14 protein-coding genes are annotated in these 15,839 nt (G+C 51.4%); 12 read left to right on the plus strand and 2 right to left on the minus strand.

Features of this window, described 5'->3' with window-relative positions; all coding sequences use genetic code 11:
• Positions 1-39: 39 nt before the first annotated feature.
• A complete protein-coding gene (locus tag ACTHR7_RS06035) occupies positions 40-1,881 on the minus strand; it encodes an autotransporter assembly complex protein TamA (protein ID WP_440370517.1) in 1,842 nt (613 codons plus the stop codon).
• 449 nt (positions 1,882-2,330) lie between these two features.
• Here ACTHR7_RS06035 and sstT point away from each other — a divergent pair, with 449 nt between their 5' ends.
• Positions 2,331-3,554 carry a serine/threonine transporter SstT gene (gene sstT / locus ACTHR7_RS06040; protein ID WP_107868232.1) on the plus strand — a complete coding sequence of 408 codons (1,224 nt, stop codon included), beginning with the start codon at positions 2,331-2,333 and terminating at the stop codon, positions 3,552-3,554.
• Between the two features lie 227 nt (positions 3,555-3,781).
• Positions 3,782-5,638, plus strand: a complete 1,857-nt coding sequence (locus ACTHR7_RS06045) for an ABC transporter ATP-binding protein (protein ID WP_049323675.1) — start codon at positions 3,782-3,784, stop codon at positions 5,636-5,638.
• 109 nt (positions 5,639-5,747) lie between these two features.
• Here ACTHR7_RS06045 and ACTHR7_RS06050 read toward each other — a convergent pair whose 3' ends face one another.
• Complete coding sequence (locus ACTHR7_RS06050; RefSeq protein ID WP_003747857.1) at positions 5,748-6,476, minus strand: TIGR00730 family Rossman fold protein; 729 nt, start codon at positions 6,474-6,476, stop codon at positions 5,748-5,750.
• 140 nt (positions 6,477-6,616) lie between these two features.
• On the opposite strand from ACTHR7_RS06050, the gene truC reads away from it, so the two are divergent.
• The 10 genes from truC (at position 6,617) to nuoF (ending at position 15,825) form a co-directional block, all read left to right on the plus strand.
• A complete protein-coding gene (gene truC, locus ACTHR7_RS06055) occupies positions 6,617-7,333 on the plus strand; it encodes a tRNA pseudouridine(65) synthase TruC (protein ID WP_049323673.1) in 717 nt (238 codons plus the stop codon).
• Positions 7,334-7,430: 97 nt separating this feature from the next.
• The gene (gene prfB / locus ACTHR7_RS06060) at positions 7,431-8,534 is read left to right on the plus strand and encodes a peptide chain release factor 2 (protein WP_049323671.1); all 1,104 of its coding nucleotides are present in this window, start codon (positions 7,431-7,433) and stop codon (positions 8,532-8,534) included.
• A gap of 200 nt (positions 8,535-8,734) precedes the next feature.
• On the plus strand, positions 8,735-10,192 hold the full coding sequence (locus ACTHR7_RS06065) for an oligopeptide:H+ symporter (protein ID WP_049323670.1): 1,458 nt from the start codon (positions 8,735-8,737) through the stop codon (positions 10,190-10,192).
• A 325-nt stretch (positions 10,193-10,517) separates the two neighbouring features.
• Entirely contained in the window at positions 10,518-10,874 is a 357-nt protein-coding gene (locus ACTHR7_RS06070; protein WP_003686600.1) for an NADH-quinone oxidoreductase subunit A, read from the plus strand.
• Positions 10,865-11,347, plus strand: coding sequence for a NuoB/complex I 20 kDa subunit family protein (locus ACTHR7_RS06075; RefSeq protein WP_002215610.1), 483 nt, complete (start codon positions 10,865-10,867; stop codon positions 11,345-11,347). The genes ACTHR7_RS06070 and ACTHR7_RS06075 overlap by 10 nt, the downstream gene beginning before the upstream one ends.
• 12 nt (positions 11,348-11,359) lie before the next feature.
• Complete coding sequence (locus ACTHR7_RS06080; RefSeq protein ID WP_049335744.1) at positions 11,360-11,953, plus strand: NADH-quinone oxidoreductase subunit C; 594 nt, start codon at positions 11,360-11,362, stop codon at positions 11,951-11,953.
• Positions 11,943-13,199 (plus strand): NADH dehydrogenase (quinone) subunit D, encoded by a 1,257-nt coding sequence (gene nuoD, locus ACTHR7_RS06085; RefSeq protein ID WP_049332998.1) that lies wholly within the window; start codon positions 11,943-11,945, stop codon positions 13,197-13,199. The genes ACTHR7_RS06080 and nuoD overlap by 11 nt, the downstream gene beginning before the upstream one ends.
• The gene (gene nuoE, locus ACTHR7_RS06090) at positions 13,199-13,672 is read left to right on the plus strand and encodes an NADH-quinone oxidoreductase subunit NuoE (RefSeq protein WP_004467713.1); all 474 of its coding nucleotides are present in this window, start codon (positions 13,199-13,201) and stop codon (positions 13,670-13,672) included. The genes nuoD and nuoE overlap by 1 nt, the downstream gene beginning before the upstream one ends.
• Before the next feature lie 94 nt (positions 13,673-13,766).
• Complete coding sequence (locus tag ACTHR7_RS06095; protein ID WP_070461036.1) at positions 13,767-14,351, plus strand: excalibur calcium-binding domain-containing protein; 585 nt, start codon at positions 13,767-13,769, stop codon at positions 14,349-14,351.
• A 178-nt stretch (positions 14,352-14,529) separates the two neighbouring features.
• Positions 14,530-15,825 (plus strand): NADH-quinone oxidoreductase subunit NuoF, encoded by a 1,296-nt coding sequence (gene nuoF, locus ACTHR7_RS06100; protein ID WP_003686543.1) that lies wholly within the window; start codon positions 14,530-14,532, stop codon positions 15,823-15,825.
• Positions 15,826-15,839: the final 14 nt, after the last annotated feature.

Raw genomic sequence — 15,839 nt, forward strand, 5'->3', positions numbered from 1 at the left:
GCTGAGGCCGTCTGAAAGAATGGATGGTGAGTATGTTTGTTAAAACCTTGTGCCCAAGCTGATGTGCCAGCGGATTTTTTTGTCGTGATGGCCGTAGGCAATATCGAAGGAGAACGGCGCAACCGGGCTGAACCAGCGCACGCCCAAGCCGGTACCGTGTTTTAAGGTCATGTGTTTGAAGTTGCTCGCCGCATCGCCGACATCGTGGAAGATGGCGCCGGAGAAGCTCTTGGTAACTGGGAATTGATATTCGAGGCTGCCGACCACCAAGGCGCGTTGCGGTAAAACGGAGCCGTTGGGGCCGGCTAAGCCGATGCTGTCGAGTTCGTAACCGCGTACGGAAGTTGCGCCGCCGGTGCGGAACATCAGGCTGGACGGTACTTCTTCGCCTTCGCGGGCATAAACGTAGCCTGCTTGTCCTCGTACGATGAACGTACCGAGTTTTTTGTTTTCAGGCGTGAAGAAATAGCCTGCCCGTGCCGTGGCGCGTGCCATTTGGGTGGAGGAGAGGAGTTTGCCCAAGGTCGAGCCGATTTTGCCGTCGAGGTAGTAGCCGTTTTGAGGGTGCAGCTCGGTTTCAATGCTTTGCCGTTTCCATGAGGCGGTCAGCATGGTGGCATGGCTTCGACCCAAATCGTAGCTGGTGTCGGGGACTTTGCGGTCTTCGGTAATGAATTCGAGGCCGAAGCGGGCATCAATATTGTTGCGGTCGCGGACGTACCAAATACCGCTGGTCAGGGCGCGTTTTTCAAGGTTTTGCGTGGTCGATCGGTTGTAGGAAACGTTGCTTGTCCAGTAGTTGCCGCGGTTGTTGCGCGGTTGGCTGATACCGGCGGCCAGCGTGGTCTCGTATTTGTCCATGTCCCAAACGACCGAGCCGATGTAGCCCTTGTTAAAGAGGTTGTAATAGTCGTAGGCGATGCGGCCGCCGATTCCATATTCGGAGTCGTAGCGGATACCGGTTTCCAGTTTGTGGCGTTTGACTTCGGTCACGTTGATTTTGACGGGAACGCGGTCGCCTTGCAGTTGATCGAAGTCGGCTTGTACGGACGCACCGGAGTAGTGGCCGTTTTGTTCGAGCGCCTGTTGCAGGTCGAGGATTTTGTCTAAGTCGTAAGGCGAACCGGGTTGGAAGCGCGCCATGCCGGAAACCACGCTCTCAGGGTAGCGGCGTGTGCCGGTTATTTGGAAATCGCCAAAGTAAATGGGACGGTTGCTCTCTACGATGACGTTCAAGTCGGCTTTTTGGGTATTGGGATTGATGGTGGCTTGGGTGGTGGTAAGTTTCGCCAAAGGGTATTTTTTGCGTGTTACCGCGCTGAGGACGGAGGTTTTACTTGCACTCCAGCCGTCTTGGTCGAAGTTTTCGCCAACGGGCTGCTGCCAGTTTTCCATCGCATTTTGGTAGTACTCGGCCAAGTTGTCGTCATTCAATACGTCGCCGAGGATGGCCACGCTGACGTTGTCGACTTTGGTGCGCGGGCCGGGGGTGACGTTGACGGTGTAGCTCTCGCCGTGGTCTTGAATATTGACGTTGCTGTTGAAGTAGCCTTTGGTCCGGAGCATGGTTTTGACGTTGTCGGGTGCCTCTTCGGCGAGGAAGCTGACCTGTTCTTTATCCAGCTCTTCTTCCTGCTGCTGGGTAATCAGCGGCAGGTATTCTTCAAGCATTTCTTTGATTTCGCTGTCTTGGGTGTCGATTTTGACGGGGAATTTGGGCTTGAGTTTGCCTGTTTGGTCGTCTTTGGGCTGCTTGGGCATTTCGGATTCGGGAACAGCTTCGTAGTCTTCCGCTTTGGGAACGGAAGTATCTACTGCCAACGCGTGTCCGTAGGCGAGCGCCAATGATGCAAATAAAACAGGGTAGGTCAGTTTGGTCATGATGTGTGTTCGACAGCGACAATTCTTCAGTTTGGGGATTTTAACATTATTTCTGCAAGGTTTCAGGCTATGGTTATAAACGGAAATTTAGCGCGATAACGTTGCAAAATGCGACTTAAGGGCGGATTTTTGTTTGTTTATATCTGATTGTAATAGTTATGTTTTTGTATTTTGACTGATGAAGTTGCCTTTGTATTCGGCCTTATGGCGCAGATTTCAGGCCGTCTGAAAGCAAGATATAGAGAAGTAAAGCAACGGTATGGGCATACTTTAAAGTAGGGTTTGAGCAGTTTTGACCGTATTTTTGGCATAAAGTGCCAACCGTATCATAAATGTTAAATTTTAATGCTGTTTTTGTGAGGTGTGCATGAAAACCTCGCCGACAAATGATTTTTTATTTTAGAATGTAAGACTTTTTTAACATATCTTTAAATTGTGAAGGAACGGATATGGCAAGTGGCAATCCGATTTTGAACGCGCTCAATCGCGTCAGCCTGGTGGCGCAAATCGCCATCGGCTTGGTTTTAGGTATTATTGTGGGTGCAGTTTCGCCGCAAGTCGGTATCAGCGCAGGACTGCTGGGTAGCCTGTTTGTCGGTGCGCTTAAGGCTATCGCGCCGATTTTGGTATTTGTTTTGGTGACTGCCGCCATTGCGCAACACCAAAAAGGCAATCAGGCCCACATCAAACCGATTTTGATTTTGTATATTTTCGGTACGTTTGCAGCGGCCGTGGTGGCGGTTGTCGCCAGTATGGCATTCCCGACCACGCTGATTCTGCGTACGGCAGGCGATGTATCCGTTGCGCCGCCTTCCGGCATTATCGAAGTGTTGAAAACGCTGCTGATGAATTTGGTGGCCAACCCGATTAACGCGCTGGCCAATGCCAACTATATCGGCATTTTGGCTTGGGCTTTGGTATTGGGCGCGGCTTTGCGCCATCACGGTTCGGATACGACCCGCCAAGTGGCAGCCGACTTGGCCGATACCGTTTCGACCGTCGTGAAATGGATTATCCGTTTTGCGCCGCTGGGTATTTTCGGCTTGGTGTCTTCTACTATTGCGGAAACCGGTTTTGAAGCGCTTGCCGGTTATATGCAGCTGTTGGCCGTATTGCTCGGCTGTATGCTGTTTATTGCGTTGGTGGTCAACCCGATTATTGTGTGGACGCAAATCCGCAGCAATCCTTTCCCGCTGGTGTTTACCTGCCTGCGCGAAAGCGGCGTGTATGCCTTCTTCACCCGTTCTTCCGCCGCCAATATCCCTGTGAACATGGCATTGGCGAAAAAACTGGGTCTGCACGAAGACACTTACTCTATCTCCATTCCATTGGGTGCAACCATCAATATGGCTGGTGCGGCAATCACCATTACCGTTTTGGCGATGGCTGCGGCGCACACGCAAGGCATTACGGTTGACTTCGCTACTGCCCTGCTGCTGAGCCTGGTGGCAACTGTCAGCGCGTGCGGTGCATCCGGTGTGGCCGGTGGCTCGTTGCTGCTGATTCCTTTGGCGTGCAGCCTGTTCGGTATCGATAACGATGTGGCCATGCAGGTGGTTGCCGTCGGCTTCATTATCGGCGTGATTCAAGACTCTGCAGAAACTGCGTTGAACTCTTCCACCGACGTTTTGTTTACTGCCGCTGCCGATTTGGGTCGTCAACGTAAAGAGTAGTTTTTAGGGTTAAGCCCAATCCGGCAAAGGCCGTCTGAAAAGTTTCAGACGGCCTTTGTTTTGGGCAAAGAAAAGGGATTTTTAGATGGCCAAATCGATAGATTGGTTTGGTCGGACTGACGGTATCTGCTGTCATCAGTCGGATTTTTACCGTAAAATACAGTCTTGAATGTATTTGAGTTATCCTTTTCAGACGGCCTGGCCGTCTTATCAAATTTGCAAAAACAATGATTAAAAAAATATTCTCATGGTTCGAGTCCCGCATCGACCCTTATCCCGAAGCCGCCCCGAAAACGCCTGAAAAAGGGTTGTGGCGGTTTATTTGGAGCAACATCGAAGGCGTGCGCAAATGGATTGCCGTGTTGGCCGTGTTTACGGTCGGCGTCGGCATCATGGAAGCCTTGATGTTCCAATTTATGGGCAAGGTGGTTGATTGGCTCGGCACGTATACGCCGCAAACGCTTTTTGTTGAAAAAGGCCATGCATTAATCGGCATGATGGCCATGGTGGCATTTTTTGCCGTTTGGACCTTTTTCGCTTCCAATGTGCGCCTGCAAACCCTGCAAGGCGTGTTCCCCATGCGCCTGCGCTGGAATTTCCACCGCCTGATGCTGGGTCAAAGCCTGGGCTTTTATCAGGACGAGTTTGCCGGCCGCGTGTCCGCCAAAGTCATGCAAACCGCGCTGGCGCTGCGCGATGTCGTGATGACCGTTGCCGATATGGTTGTGTATGTGTTGGTGTACTTCATCACTTCCGGCGTGATTCTGTCCTCATTCGATGCTTGGCTTATCGTGCCGTTTATTTGCTGGATGATTGGATTTGCCATGATTATGCGTTTCCTGATTCCCAAGCTCGGCAGAACCGCTGCGCGTCAGGCCGATGCGCGCTCGCTGATGACCGGCCGCATTACCGACGCCTACTCTAATATCGCCACCGTCAAACTCTTCTCCCACGGCGCACGCGAGGCCGCTTATGCCAAGCAGTCGATGGAAGAATTTATGGTAACCGTCCATGCCCAAATGCGTTTGGCAACGCTGCTTCACACCTGCAGTTTTATCGTCAACAGCTCGCTGACCGTCGGTACGACTGCCTTGGGTATTTGGCTTTGGTATCACGGCCAAGTCGGCGTGGGCGCGGTCGCCACCGCCACGGCCATGGCATTGCGCGTGAACGGTTTGTCGCAATACATCATGTGGGAATCCGCCCGATTGTTTGAAAACATCGGTACCGTCAACGACGGCATGGTCACCCTGTCCAAACCCCACACCATCCTCGATAAGCCGCAAGCCCTGCCGCTGAAAGTTACCCGGGGCGAAATCAAGTTTGAACACGTCGATTTCTCCTACGAAGCAGGCAAACCGCTCCTCAACGGCTTTAACCTGAACATCAAACCCGGCGAAAAAGTCGGCTTGATCGGCCGCAGCGGCGCAGGCAAATCCACCATCGTCAACCTACTCCTGCGCTTTTATGAACCGCAAAGCGGCACGATTTCGATCGACGGACAAAACGTGGACAGCGTGACCCAAGAAAGCTTGCGCGCCCAAATCGGTCTGGTGACGCAAGACACTTCCCTGCTGCACCGCTCCGTGCGCGACAACATTATCTACGGCCGCCCCGATGCCACAGACGCCGAAATGATTTCCGCCGCCGAACGCGCCGAAGCCGCCGACTTCATCCCCAACCTTTCCGACGCCAAAGGCCGGCGCGGTTATGACGCACACGTCGGCGAACGCGGCGTGAAACTTTCCGGCGGCCAGCGCCAACGCATCGCCATCGCCCGCGTCATGCTTAAAGACGCGCCGATTCTGTTGCTTGACGAAGCCACCAGCGCGCTCGACTCCGAAGTCGAAGCCGCCATCCAAGAAAGCCTCGACAAAATGATGGAAGGCAAAACCGTGATTGCCATCGCCCACCGCCTCTCCACCATCGCCGCGATGGACCGCCTCATCGTCTTGGACAAAGGCCGCATCATCGAAGAAGGCAGCCACACCGAGTTGCTCGCGAAACAAGGCCTGTACGCCAAACTTTGGGCGCACCAAAGCGGCGGTTTCTTGAGTGAGCATGTCGAGTGGGAAAACAATTAAACGCTTTGAAAGAAGATAAAAGGCCGTCTGAAAACATTTTCAGACGGCCTTTATTCATGAAGCAAAGGGCAGGCGGGATAACTGCTTTTTCAGTTGAAACCTTAGTTTTTTACAGCCCCAGCGACCAAGCATTTTGGTGTTCGGACAAGTCTTCCAAGCGGTTTTCGTAATGGGCGAAGATTTCTTCGATGATTTCGTCTTCGTCGTCGATGACGCGGATCAGGTTCAAGTCCTCTTCCAAAATCAGGTTTCTGCCCAGCAACTGCTCGCGTATCCAGTCCAACAGTCCCGCCCAAAATGCTTTGCCTACTAAGATAATCGGGCGGTCGGGCGTTTTGCCGGTTTGCACCAAAGTCAGGCTTTCAAACAATTCGTCCAATGTGCCGAAACCGCCGGGCATGACGACATACGCCACGGCGTGTTTGACGAACATGACTTTGCGTGGGAAGAAGTGTTGGAATTTAATCGACAAATCTTGATACGGATTGGCTTTTTGCTCGTGCGGCAACACGATATTCAGCCCCACTGCCGGACTTGCGCCTGCAAACGCGCCTTTGTTGGCTGCTTCCATAATGCCCGGTCCGCCGCCGGAAATCACGGAAAATCCGGCATCCGACAGTTTGCGTGCCAAGCGCAATGTGAACGCGTAGTCGGGATGGTTTTCGGGCGTGCGCGCGCTGCCGTAAATGCTGACGGCCGGCTGAATGGCGCGTAATTCTTCGCCGGCTTCGACAAATTCGGAAATAATCTTCAATACATGATACGACTCACGCGCCTGAATATCGCGGCGTGTTTCGTCGGGCAGCATGGGTTTGGGCAGTTTTTTGAGTAGGCTCACGGCTTTTCCTTCGTTTTTTTGTGTGCCGTATTGTAACCCGAAAGGGGCGGGCCGTCTGAAAGTCGGGTTTCGGCGGCAAGTGTACCTGCCACATTTTCAAAAGCCCGTTACAATATCTGCTTTTATTCAACTGCTCCGCCATGCTCGATATTATCCACCGCGACAGCCGCACCATCGCCGTCAACAAACCTGCCGGAATGCTGGTGCACCGAAGCTGGTTAGACAAACATGAAACCCGTTTTGCCGTGCAGACCCTGCGCGACCAAATCGGGCAGCACGTCTATCCCGTCCACCGCCTCGACCGCCCGACTTCCGGCGTCTTGCTGTTTGCACTCGATACGGAAGCCGCACGATTATTGACGCAGCAGTTTGAAAACAAAACCATCGAAAAAACCTATTGGGCGATCGTTCGCGGCCATCTGCCTTCAGACGGCCTGATTGATTACGCCCTCAAATATATGCCCGACAAAATCGCCGAAGCGCAGACCGAAGCCACATTGCAGGAAGCGCAAACCGCCTACCGCTGTCTGGCGCAAACCGAGTTGCCGTTCCAATCCGCCCTGCGTTATCCGACTTCGCGTTATTCGTGGGCCAAACTTACGCCGCACACCGGCCGCAAACACCAACTCCGCCGCCATATGAAACACATTTTCCACCCCATCGTCGGCGACACCAACTACGGCGATTTGCGCCAAAATCATGCCGTTGCCGAACATATCGGCACGCAACGCCTGATGTTGCACGCGCGAAGCCTCAGTTTTCAAAGCATAGAAGACGGCAGCCGGATAACCGTACAAGCGCCGATAGACAACGACTGGCGGATTTGGTTGGAAAAATTCAAAACCGAGGCCGTCTGAAAATCCAAACCGCACATTTTCAGACGACCCGGTCATGGAAAAAAACAGGCAAATCCCTTACAATACGCCCCTAAAATTTTGAAAGAACACAAGAATCATGGAAGCCGAAGTAATCAACCAGCTTAACAACACCCTAAACGACTTGGAGAAGCGCAGCGAAGACATCCGCGTCTATATGGACTATCAGGGCAAGAAAGACCGATTGGAAGAAGTCATCGGCCTCTCCGAAGACCCGGAACTCTGGAACGACCCCAAACGCGCCCAAGAAATCGGCAAAGAGCGCAAAATCCTCGAAGGCATCGTGTTGACCCTCGACAACATCGCCTCAGGCATCGAAGACAACCGCATGCTGATCGAAATGGCCGTTGAAGAAAACGACGAAGAAGGTTTCGCCGCCGTGCAGGAAGATGTGGCCGGTTTGGAAAAACAAATGGCCGACCTCGAATTCAAACGAATGTTCAACCATCCTGCCGACCCGAACAACTGCTTTATCGACATCACCGCAGGCGCGGGCGGTACCGAAGCCGAAGACTGGGCGGGCATGCTGTTCCGCATGTACAGCCGCTACGCCGAGCGCAAAGGCTTCAAAATCGAAATCCTCGAAGAAGACGACGGCGAAATCGCGGGCATCAACCGCGCCACCATCCGCGTGGAAGGCGAATACGCCTACGGCTTGCTGCGTACCGAAACCGGCGTTCACCGCTTGGTGCGCTACTCGCCGTTTGACTCCAACAACAAACGACACACGTCTTTTTCATCCGTGTTCGTGTACCCCGAAATCGACGATTCCATCGAAATCGAAATCAACCCGGCCGACTTGCGCATCGACACTTACCGCGCATCCGGTGCCGGCGGTCAGCACATTAACAAAACCGACTCCGCCGTGCGTATTACCCACGAGCCGACGGGAATTGTGGTGCAATGTCAAAACGACCGCTCGCAACACGCCAACAAAGCTGCTGCGATGGAAATGTTGAAATCCAAACTGTACGAATTGGAAATGCGCAAACGCAACGAAGAGAAACAGGCATTGGAAGACGGCAAGTCCGATGTGGGTTGGGGCAGCCAAATCCGTTCGTACGTCTTAGACTCCTCACGCATCAAAGACTTGCGCACAGGCTACGAAGTCGGCAACACCAAAGCCGTTTTGGACGGCGACTTGGACGGCTTCATCGAAGCCAGCCTGAAACAAGGCGTATAAACCGTAAAACATAAAATGCCGTCTGAAAGATTTCAGACGGCATTTTTCAGTTTGAAAGAAACATTATTTTGCAAATATTAAAACATGTTTTGCAAATGCAAAGATTGGCGGTAATATATAGTTTCTATAAAAATGATTGGTAGGTATAACAGGCCGTCTGAAGTCTGATCCTGTCCAATATAATTAGGAGAACTTATTAAATGTCCGGTCAAAAGCTGTCTTCTGCCGAGAAAACTTTCTTCGGCCATCCTTTGCAATTATCCACCCTATTCCATATTGAGCTGTGGGAGCGTTTTTCCTTCTACGGTATGCAGGGCATCCTGCTGATTTATCTGTATTACACCGCGAATCAAGGCGGTTTGGGTATGGATAAAGCCTTGGCCGGCGGCATTGTCGGCGCGTACGGCGGCAGCGTTTACCTGTCCACCATTCTCGGTGCGTGGTTGGCCGACCGCATTTGGGGTGCGGAGCGTACCCTGTTTATCGCCGGCATCGTCGTGATGACCGGCCATATTTTATTGGCGATTGTGCCGGGTTTGATGGGATTGCTGCTGGGCTTGGTGTTTATCGCGCTGGGCAGCGGCGGCGTGAAATCGTCTGCCGGTTCGATGGTCGGTTCTTTGTATGAACGGGAAGACCTGCGCGAATTGCGTGATGCCGGTTTCTCTATTTTCTATATTTCTATCAATATCGGCGGCTTCTTAGGCCCGTTGTTGACCGGTATTTTGCAAGACAGGATGGGTTTCCATTACGGTTTCGGCGCGGCGGCCGTCGGTATGGCATTCGGCCTGCTGTGGTATTCGCGCGGCCGTAAAAACCTGCCGCATACGCCGGTTCCCAATCCGTTGCGCCCTGAAAAGGTGCATACCGCCATGGCTGTCGGTGTGTTGCTGATTTTGGTGTTGGGCAGCGTGATTGCTTCCGGCGCACTCACCCTTGAAAACTTCTCCCGCTGGCTCTTGGGCGTGGTTATCGTTACCGTCGTCGCTTATTTCGCGCGACTGTTGGGCAGCAGCCACGTTGAAGCGGCTAATAAACGCTATATTGTGGCCTATATTCCGCTGTTTTTGACCATTTGTATGTTCTGGGCGGTTTGGTTTCAGGTGTACACCGTTGCGACGGTCTATTTTGACGAAACGGTGGACCGTACTTTCTTCGGCTTTACCGTGCCTGTTTCATGGAAAGATTCGATACAGGCCATGTGGGTGGTCCTCTTTTCCGGCGTGATGGCGGCGGTGTGGACGAAAATGGGCAAACGCCAACCTAAAACGCCGTTGAAGTTTGCACTGGCCATGTTGGTAACCGGCGTCTCTTATTTGAGTTTTATTCCGTATATTTCATCCGGAACCCCGATGCCGATTATCGTGTTTATGCTGGTGTTGCTGGCGATTACGATAGGCGAGCTGATGCTGTCGCCGATTTCGCTGTCGTTTTCTACCAAAATCGCACCGAGCATGTTTAAAACACAAATGGTTGCTTTGAATTTCTTGGCATTGTCCATCGGCTTTACCTTGGGCGGAGTGTTGTTTAAAGACTACTACAATGCTCAGTCGCCATTGGATTTCTACTGGATGCTGGCCACCATCGGCGCGGTAACCTGCGGTATCCTGTTGGTACTCGCCCCGGTATTGAACCGCATGCTCAAAGGTGTCGATTGATTTTTCCATTTAAATGGATGTGATGTACGCAGGCCGTCTGAAAATAATCTATTTCAGACGGCCTCATGTTTTATTGGGAATCGGAAAGAGGGAGGATTCGGGGCATAAATTGAATAGGCGGAAAATTTAAATTAAATGATACATAATTAAACCGAAATTAAAATTTGGAAATATTAAATACAAATAAGAATTGTTCTCATAACTTTATTGAATTTATTGAGGTTTTTTTGCTGATTTGCTGATATTTACCTTTAAATGGCTTTTGAAATTCGATAAAATGGTAATCTATTTTTAAGATTTGTCTGTCAACCAGTTAGGTACGACCATGTTGGCCAGTTACTTTCCCGTCCTCGTATTCATCCTCGTCGGCCTTGCGGCCGGCGTGCTGTTTATTTTGCTCGGCACAATTTTAGGCCCGAAACGTCACTATGCCGAAAAAGACGCGGCTTACGAATGCGGTTTTGAAGCCTTTGAGAACGCAAGGATGAAGTTCGACGTGCGCTATTACCTCGTCGCCATCCTCTTCATCCTGTTTGATTTGGAGGTCGCGTTCATGTTGCCATGGGCAGTTGTGTTCAAAGATTTGGGCGCGTACGGCTTCTGGTCTATGCTGGTGTTTATCGTCGTTTTGACGGTAGGCTTTATTTACGAATGGAAAAAAGGTGCGCTGGAATGGGAATAGAAGGCGTTTTGAAAAAAGGTTTCATCACCACCAGCGCGGATACGGTGTTGAACTATATGCGTACCGGTTCATTGTGGCCGGTTACTTTCGGCTTGGCCTGCTGCGCCGTGGAAATGATGCATGCGGGTATGGCGCGTTATGACCTTGACCGTTTCGGTATCATTTTCCGTCCGTCCCCACGTCAGGCCGATCTGATGATTGTGGCAGGTACGCTGACCAACAAAATGGCGCCAGCCCTGCGCCGTGTATACGACCAGCTCGCCGAGCCGCGCTGGGTGTTGTCTATGGGTTCGTGTGCCAACGGCGGCGGCTATTATCACTATTCTTATTCCGTTGTGCGCGGTGCCGACCGCGTCGTGCCGGTAGACGTTTATGTGCCGGGTTGTCCGCCGACTGCGGAAGCCCTGATTTACGGCCTGATTCAGCTCCAACAAAAAATCAAGCGCACTTCCACCATCGCGCGTGACGAGTAAGGAGAAGACGATATGGCAAGCATTCAAAACTTATATGAGACCGTCGTCGGCGTGCTTGGCGATCAGGCAGGCAAAGTCATTTCAGCTTTGGGCGAGATTACCGTCGAGTGTCTGCCCGAACACTATATTTCCGTCATGACCGCATTGCGCGACCATGAAGACTTGCATTTCGAGCTTCTGGTTGACTTGTGCGGTGTCGATTACAGCACTTACAAAAACGAAGTATGGCAGGGCAAACGCTTTGCCGTTGTCAGTCAGCTGCTTTCCGTTAAAAACAATCAACGCATCCGCGTACGCGTCTGGGTTTCAGACGACGACTTCCCCGTAGTCGAATCCGTAGTCGATATTTACAACAGCGCGGATTGGTACGAACGCGAAGCCTTCGATATGTACGGCATCATGTTCAACAACCACCCGGACTTGCGTCGCATCCTGACCGATTACGGTTTCGTCGGACATCCGTTCCGCAAAGACTTCCCGATTTCCGGCTATGTGGAAATGCGTTACGACGAAGAGCAAAAACGCGTGATTTACCAACCTGTTACCATTGAGCCGCGCGAGATCACGCCGCGTATCGTCCGTGAGGAGAACTACGGTGGCCAATAAATTAAGAAACTACACCATCAACTTCGGCCCGCAACACCCTGCGGCGCACGGCGTATTGCGTATGATTTTGGAGTTGGAGGGCGAAACCATCGTCCGTGCCGACCCACATATCGGCCTCCTGCACCGCGGTACTGAAAAACTGGCTGAAACCAAAACCTATCTGCAAGCCCTGCCCTATATGGACCGCTTGGACTACGTTTCCATGATGGTTAACGAGCAGGCGTATTGTTTGGCAGTAGAAAAACTTGCCGGTATCGATGTACCTATCCGCGCCCAATATATTCGCGTGATGTTTGCCGAAGTAACACGCATCCTCAATCACTTGATGGGCATCGGTTCGCACGCCTTCGACATTGGTGCGATGACCGCCATCCTTTACGCCTTCCGCGACCGCGAAGAGCTGATGGACTTGTACGAAGCCGTTTCCGGCGCGCGTATGCACGCAGCCTACTTCCGTCCCGGCGGCGTTTACCGCGACCTGCCCGACTTCATGCCCAAATACGAGAGCAGCAAATTCCGCAACGCCAAAGTATTGAAGCAGCTCAACGAATCCCGTGAAGGCACCATGCTCGACTTTATCGACGCCTTCTGCGAACGTTTCCCGAAAAACATCGACACACTCGAAACCCTCCTGACCGACAACCGTATTTGGAAACAGCGTACCGTCGGCATCGGCGTTGTCACCCCTGAGCGCGCCATGCAAAAAGGCTTTACCGGCGTTATGTTGCGCGGTTCCGGCGTGGAATGGGACGTGCGTAAGACACAGCCTTACGAAGTATACGACAAAATGGATTTCGACATCCCCGTCGGCGTCAACGGCGACTGCTACGACCGCTACCTCTGCCGTATGGAAGAAATGCGTCAATCCGTACGCATCATCAAACAATGTTCCGAGTGGTTGCGTGTCAATCCGGGTCCGGTCATTACCACAAACCACAAATTCGCTCCGCCCAAACGTACCGAAATGAAAACAGGTATGGAAGACCTGATTCACCATTTCAAACTCTTTACCGAAGGTATGCACGTTCCCGAGGGCGAGACCTACACCGCTGTCGAACATCCGAAAGGCGAGTTCGGCGTTTACATCATTTCAGACGGCGCAAACAAACCCTACCGCCTGAAAATCCGCGCACCCGGCTTTGCCCACCTGCAAGGCATGGATGAAATGGCAAAAGGCCACATGCTGGCCGACGTTGTTGCCATTATCGGTACGCAGGACATCGTATTCGGGGAGGTTGACCGATAATGTTATCCGCAGAATCCTTAAAACAAATTGACATCGAGTTGGCAAAATATCCTGCCGACCAACGCCGATCCGCTATTATGGGCGCATTGCGTATTGCCCAGACCGAAAAAGGCTGGCTCGCTCCCGAGACCATCGCCTTTGTCGCAGACTATATCGGCATCTCGCCTGCACAAGCCTACGAAGTCGCTACTTTCTACAATATGTACGACCTTGAGCCTGTCGGCAAATACAAACTGACCGTTTGTACCAACCTGCCCTGCGCCCTGCGCGGCGGTATGGCTACCGGCGAATACCTCAAACAAAAACTCGGTATCGGCTACGGCGAAACCACGCCCGACGGCAAGTTTACCCTTGTCGAAGGCGAATGCATGGGCGCATGCGGCGACGCACCGGTCATGCTGGTCAACAACCACAGCATGTGCAGCTTTATGACTGAAGAGGCGATTGAGAAAAAATTAGCAGAATTAGAATAGATCGTCGAACATATTAGGTTTGTAATCAAACTTACTAGTTATTCCGAAATTTTAAATTGTGATTTAAAAGTAACAATAAAAAGGGAAGCGGTTAATGAAAGGGATAATTGTTAAGTGGGATGATGAAAAAGGTTATGGTTTTATACGGATAGATGGTAGTAAACAAGAAATTTTCTGCCATATTTCTGACTTTTTCCAAAGAAGTCCACGTCCTGAACTTAATGAGGTGGTTGGCTTTGAAGTATCTTCTAACGGAAAAGGAAAAAACGTTGCTAAACAGATTCGTTACTTGAGTCGTGAGGCAAGAGATTTTAAGCGGAATCATAACCATCGTTCGAGGGCAAAGAAAAAATCATTTTTTGCCTTAGATACGTCGTCTTCCATATTGACGAAATTGGTAGGGTTGGCACTTTTCGGGTTAATTGGTTATCAGATATATCAATTCGCTGCAGCAAAATTAGTCCCTAAACAAACTAATGCACCAGTAGAGCTTAATGATCCAGCTGCGATACAAGCTAAAAAAAGCAATAGTAATAAATATCGTTGTGATGGCAGGCAATATTGTTCTCAGATGGTGTCATGCGAAGAGGCCAAATGGTTTTTACAGAATTGTTCTGATACCAAAATGGATGGTGATGGTGATGGTATTCCATGTGAAGATAAATGCGGTGGATGGTAATACTTCAGCAAAGCAGGCTAGGTCTACAACCATGAAAACGAAACACAAGGTCGTCTGAAATATCAATTTTATAAACCAATATTTTTATTTAGTCGGCATGTAATCGATATACAAAAGTATATTAGGCCGTCTGAAACAACGGCTGCAACTTATACGAAAACGAACAGGCACACCAAAAATGGCTATTTACCAATCAGGCGTGATTTTTGACCAAGTGGATACCGCCAATCCCGATTGCTGGACATTGGACGAATACGTCAAACGTGGCGGTTATACCGCCCTGCGTAAAATCCTGTCCGAAAACATCTCGCAAACCGATGTGATTGACGAAGTCAAAACCTCTGGCTTGCGCGGTCGTGGCGGTGCGGGTTTCCCGACCGGTTTAAAATGGAGCTTTATGCCCCGTTCCTTCCCGGGCGAAAAATATGTGGTTTGTAACACCGACGAAGGCGAGCCGGGTACATTTAAAGACCGCGACATCATCATGTTCAATCCTCATGCCCTGATTGAAGGCATGATTATTGCCGGTTACGCGATGGGTGCGAAAGCCGGCTACAACTACATCCACGGCGAAATTTTCGAAGGCTACCAACGTTTTGAAGCCGCTTTGGAGCAGGCGCGTGCCGCAGGCTTTTTGGGTAAAAATATTTTGGGTTCGGATTTTGAATTTGAACTCTTCGCCCACCACGGCTACGGCGCATATATTTGCGGCGAAGAAACCGCATTGCTCGAATCGCTGGAAGGCAAAAAAGGCCAGCCGCGCTTTAAGCCGCCATTCCCTGCTTCGTTCGGCCTGTACGGCAAACCGACCACCATCAACAATACCGAAACGTTCTCCTCCGTCCCCTTCATTATCCGTGACGGCGGACAGGCATTTGCCGATAAAGGTATTCCGAATGCAGGCGGTACCAAATTGTTCTGTATTTCCGGTCATGTCGAGCGTCCGGGCAACTATGAAGTGCCATTGGGTACACCGTTTGCCGAAGTCCTGAAAATGGCGGGCGGTATGCGCGGCGGTAAAAAACTCAAGGCCGTTATTCCCGGCGGTTCGTCCGCGCCAGTTTTGCCTGCCGATATCATGATGCAGACCAATATGGACTATGACTCGATTTCCAAAGCCGGCTCGATGCTGGGTTCCGGCGCGATTATCGTCATGGACGAAGACGTGTGCATGGTGAAAGCCCTTGAGCGCCTGAGCTACTTCTACTACGACGAGTCTTGCGGCCAATGTACGCCTTGTCGTGAAGGTACGGGCTGGCTTTACCGCATCGTCCACCGCATCGTAGAAGGCAAAGGCCGCATGGAAGACTTGGATTTGCTGGATTCTGTCGGTAACCAAATGGCAGGCCGCACCATCTGCGCCCTTGCCGATGCCGCCGTCTTCCCTGTCCGCAGCTTTACCAAGCATTTCCGTGATGAGTTTGTGCATTACATCGAACACGGCGGACCGATGAAACCGAATAAGTGGTGCTAAGTTTTTCAGACGGC

The sequence above is a fragment of the Neisseria sp. P0007.S010 genome (assembly GCF_051962875.1).
GTDB lineage: Bacteria > Pseudomonadota > Gammaproteobacteria > Burkholderiales > Neisseriaceae > Neisseria > Neisseria subflava_A.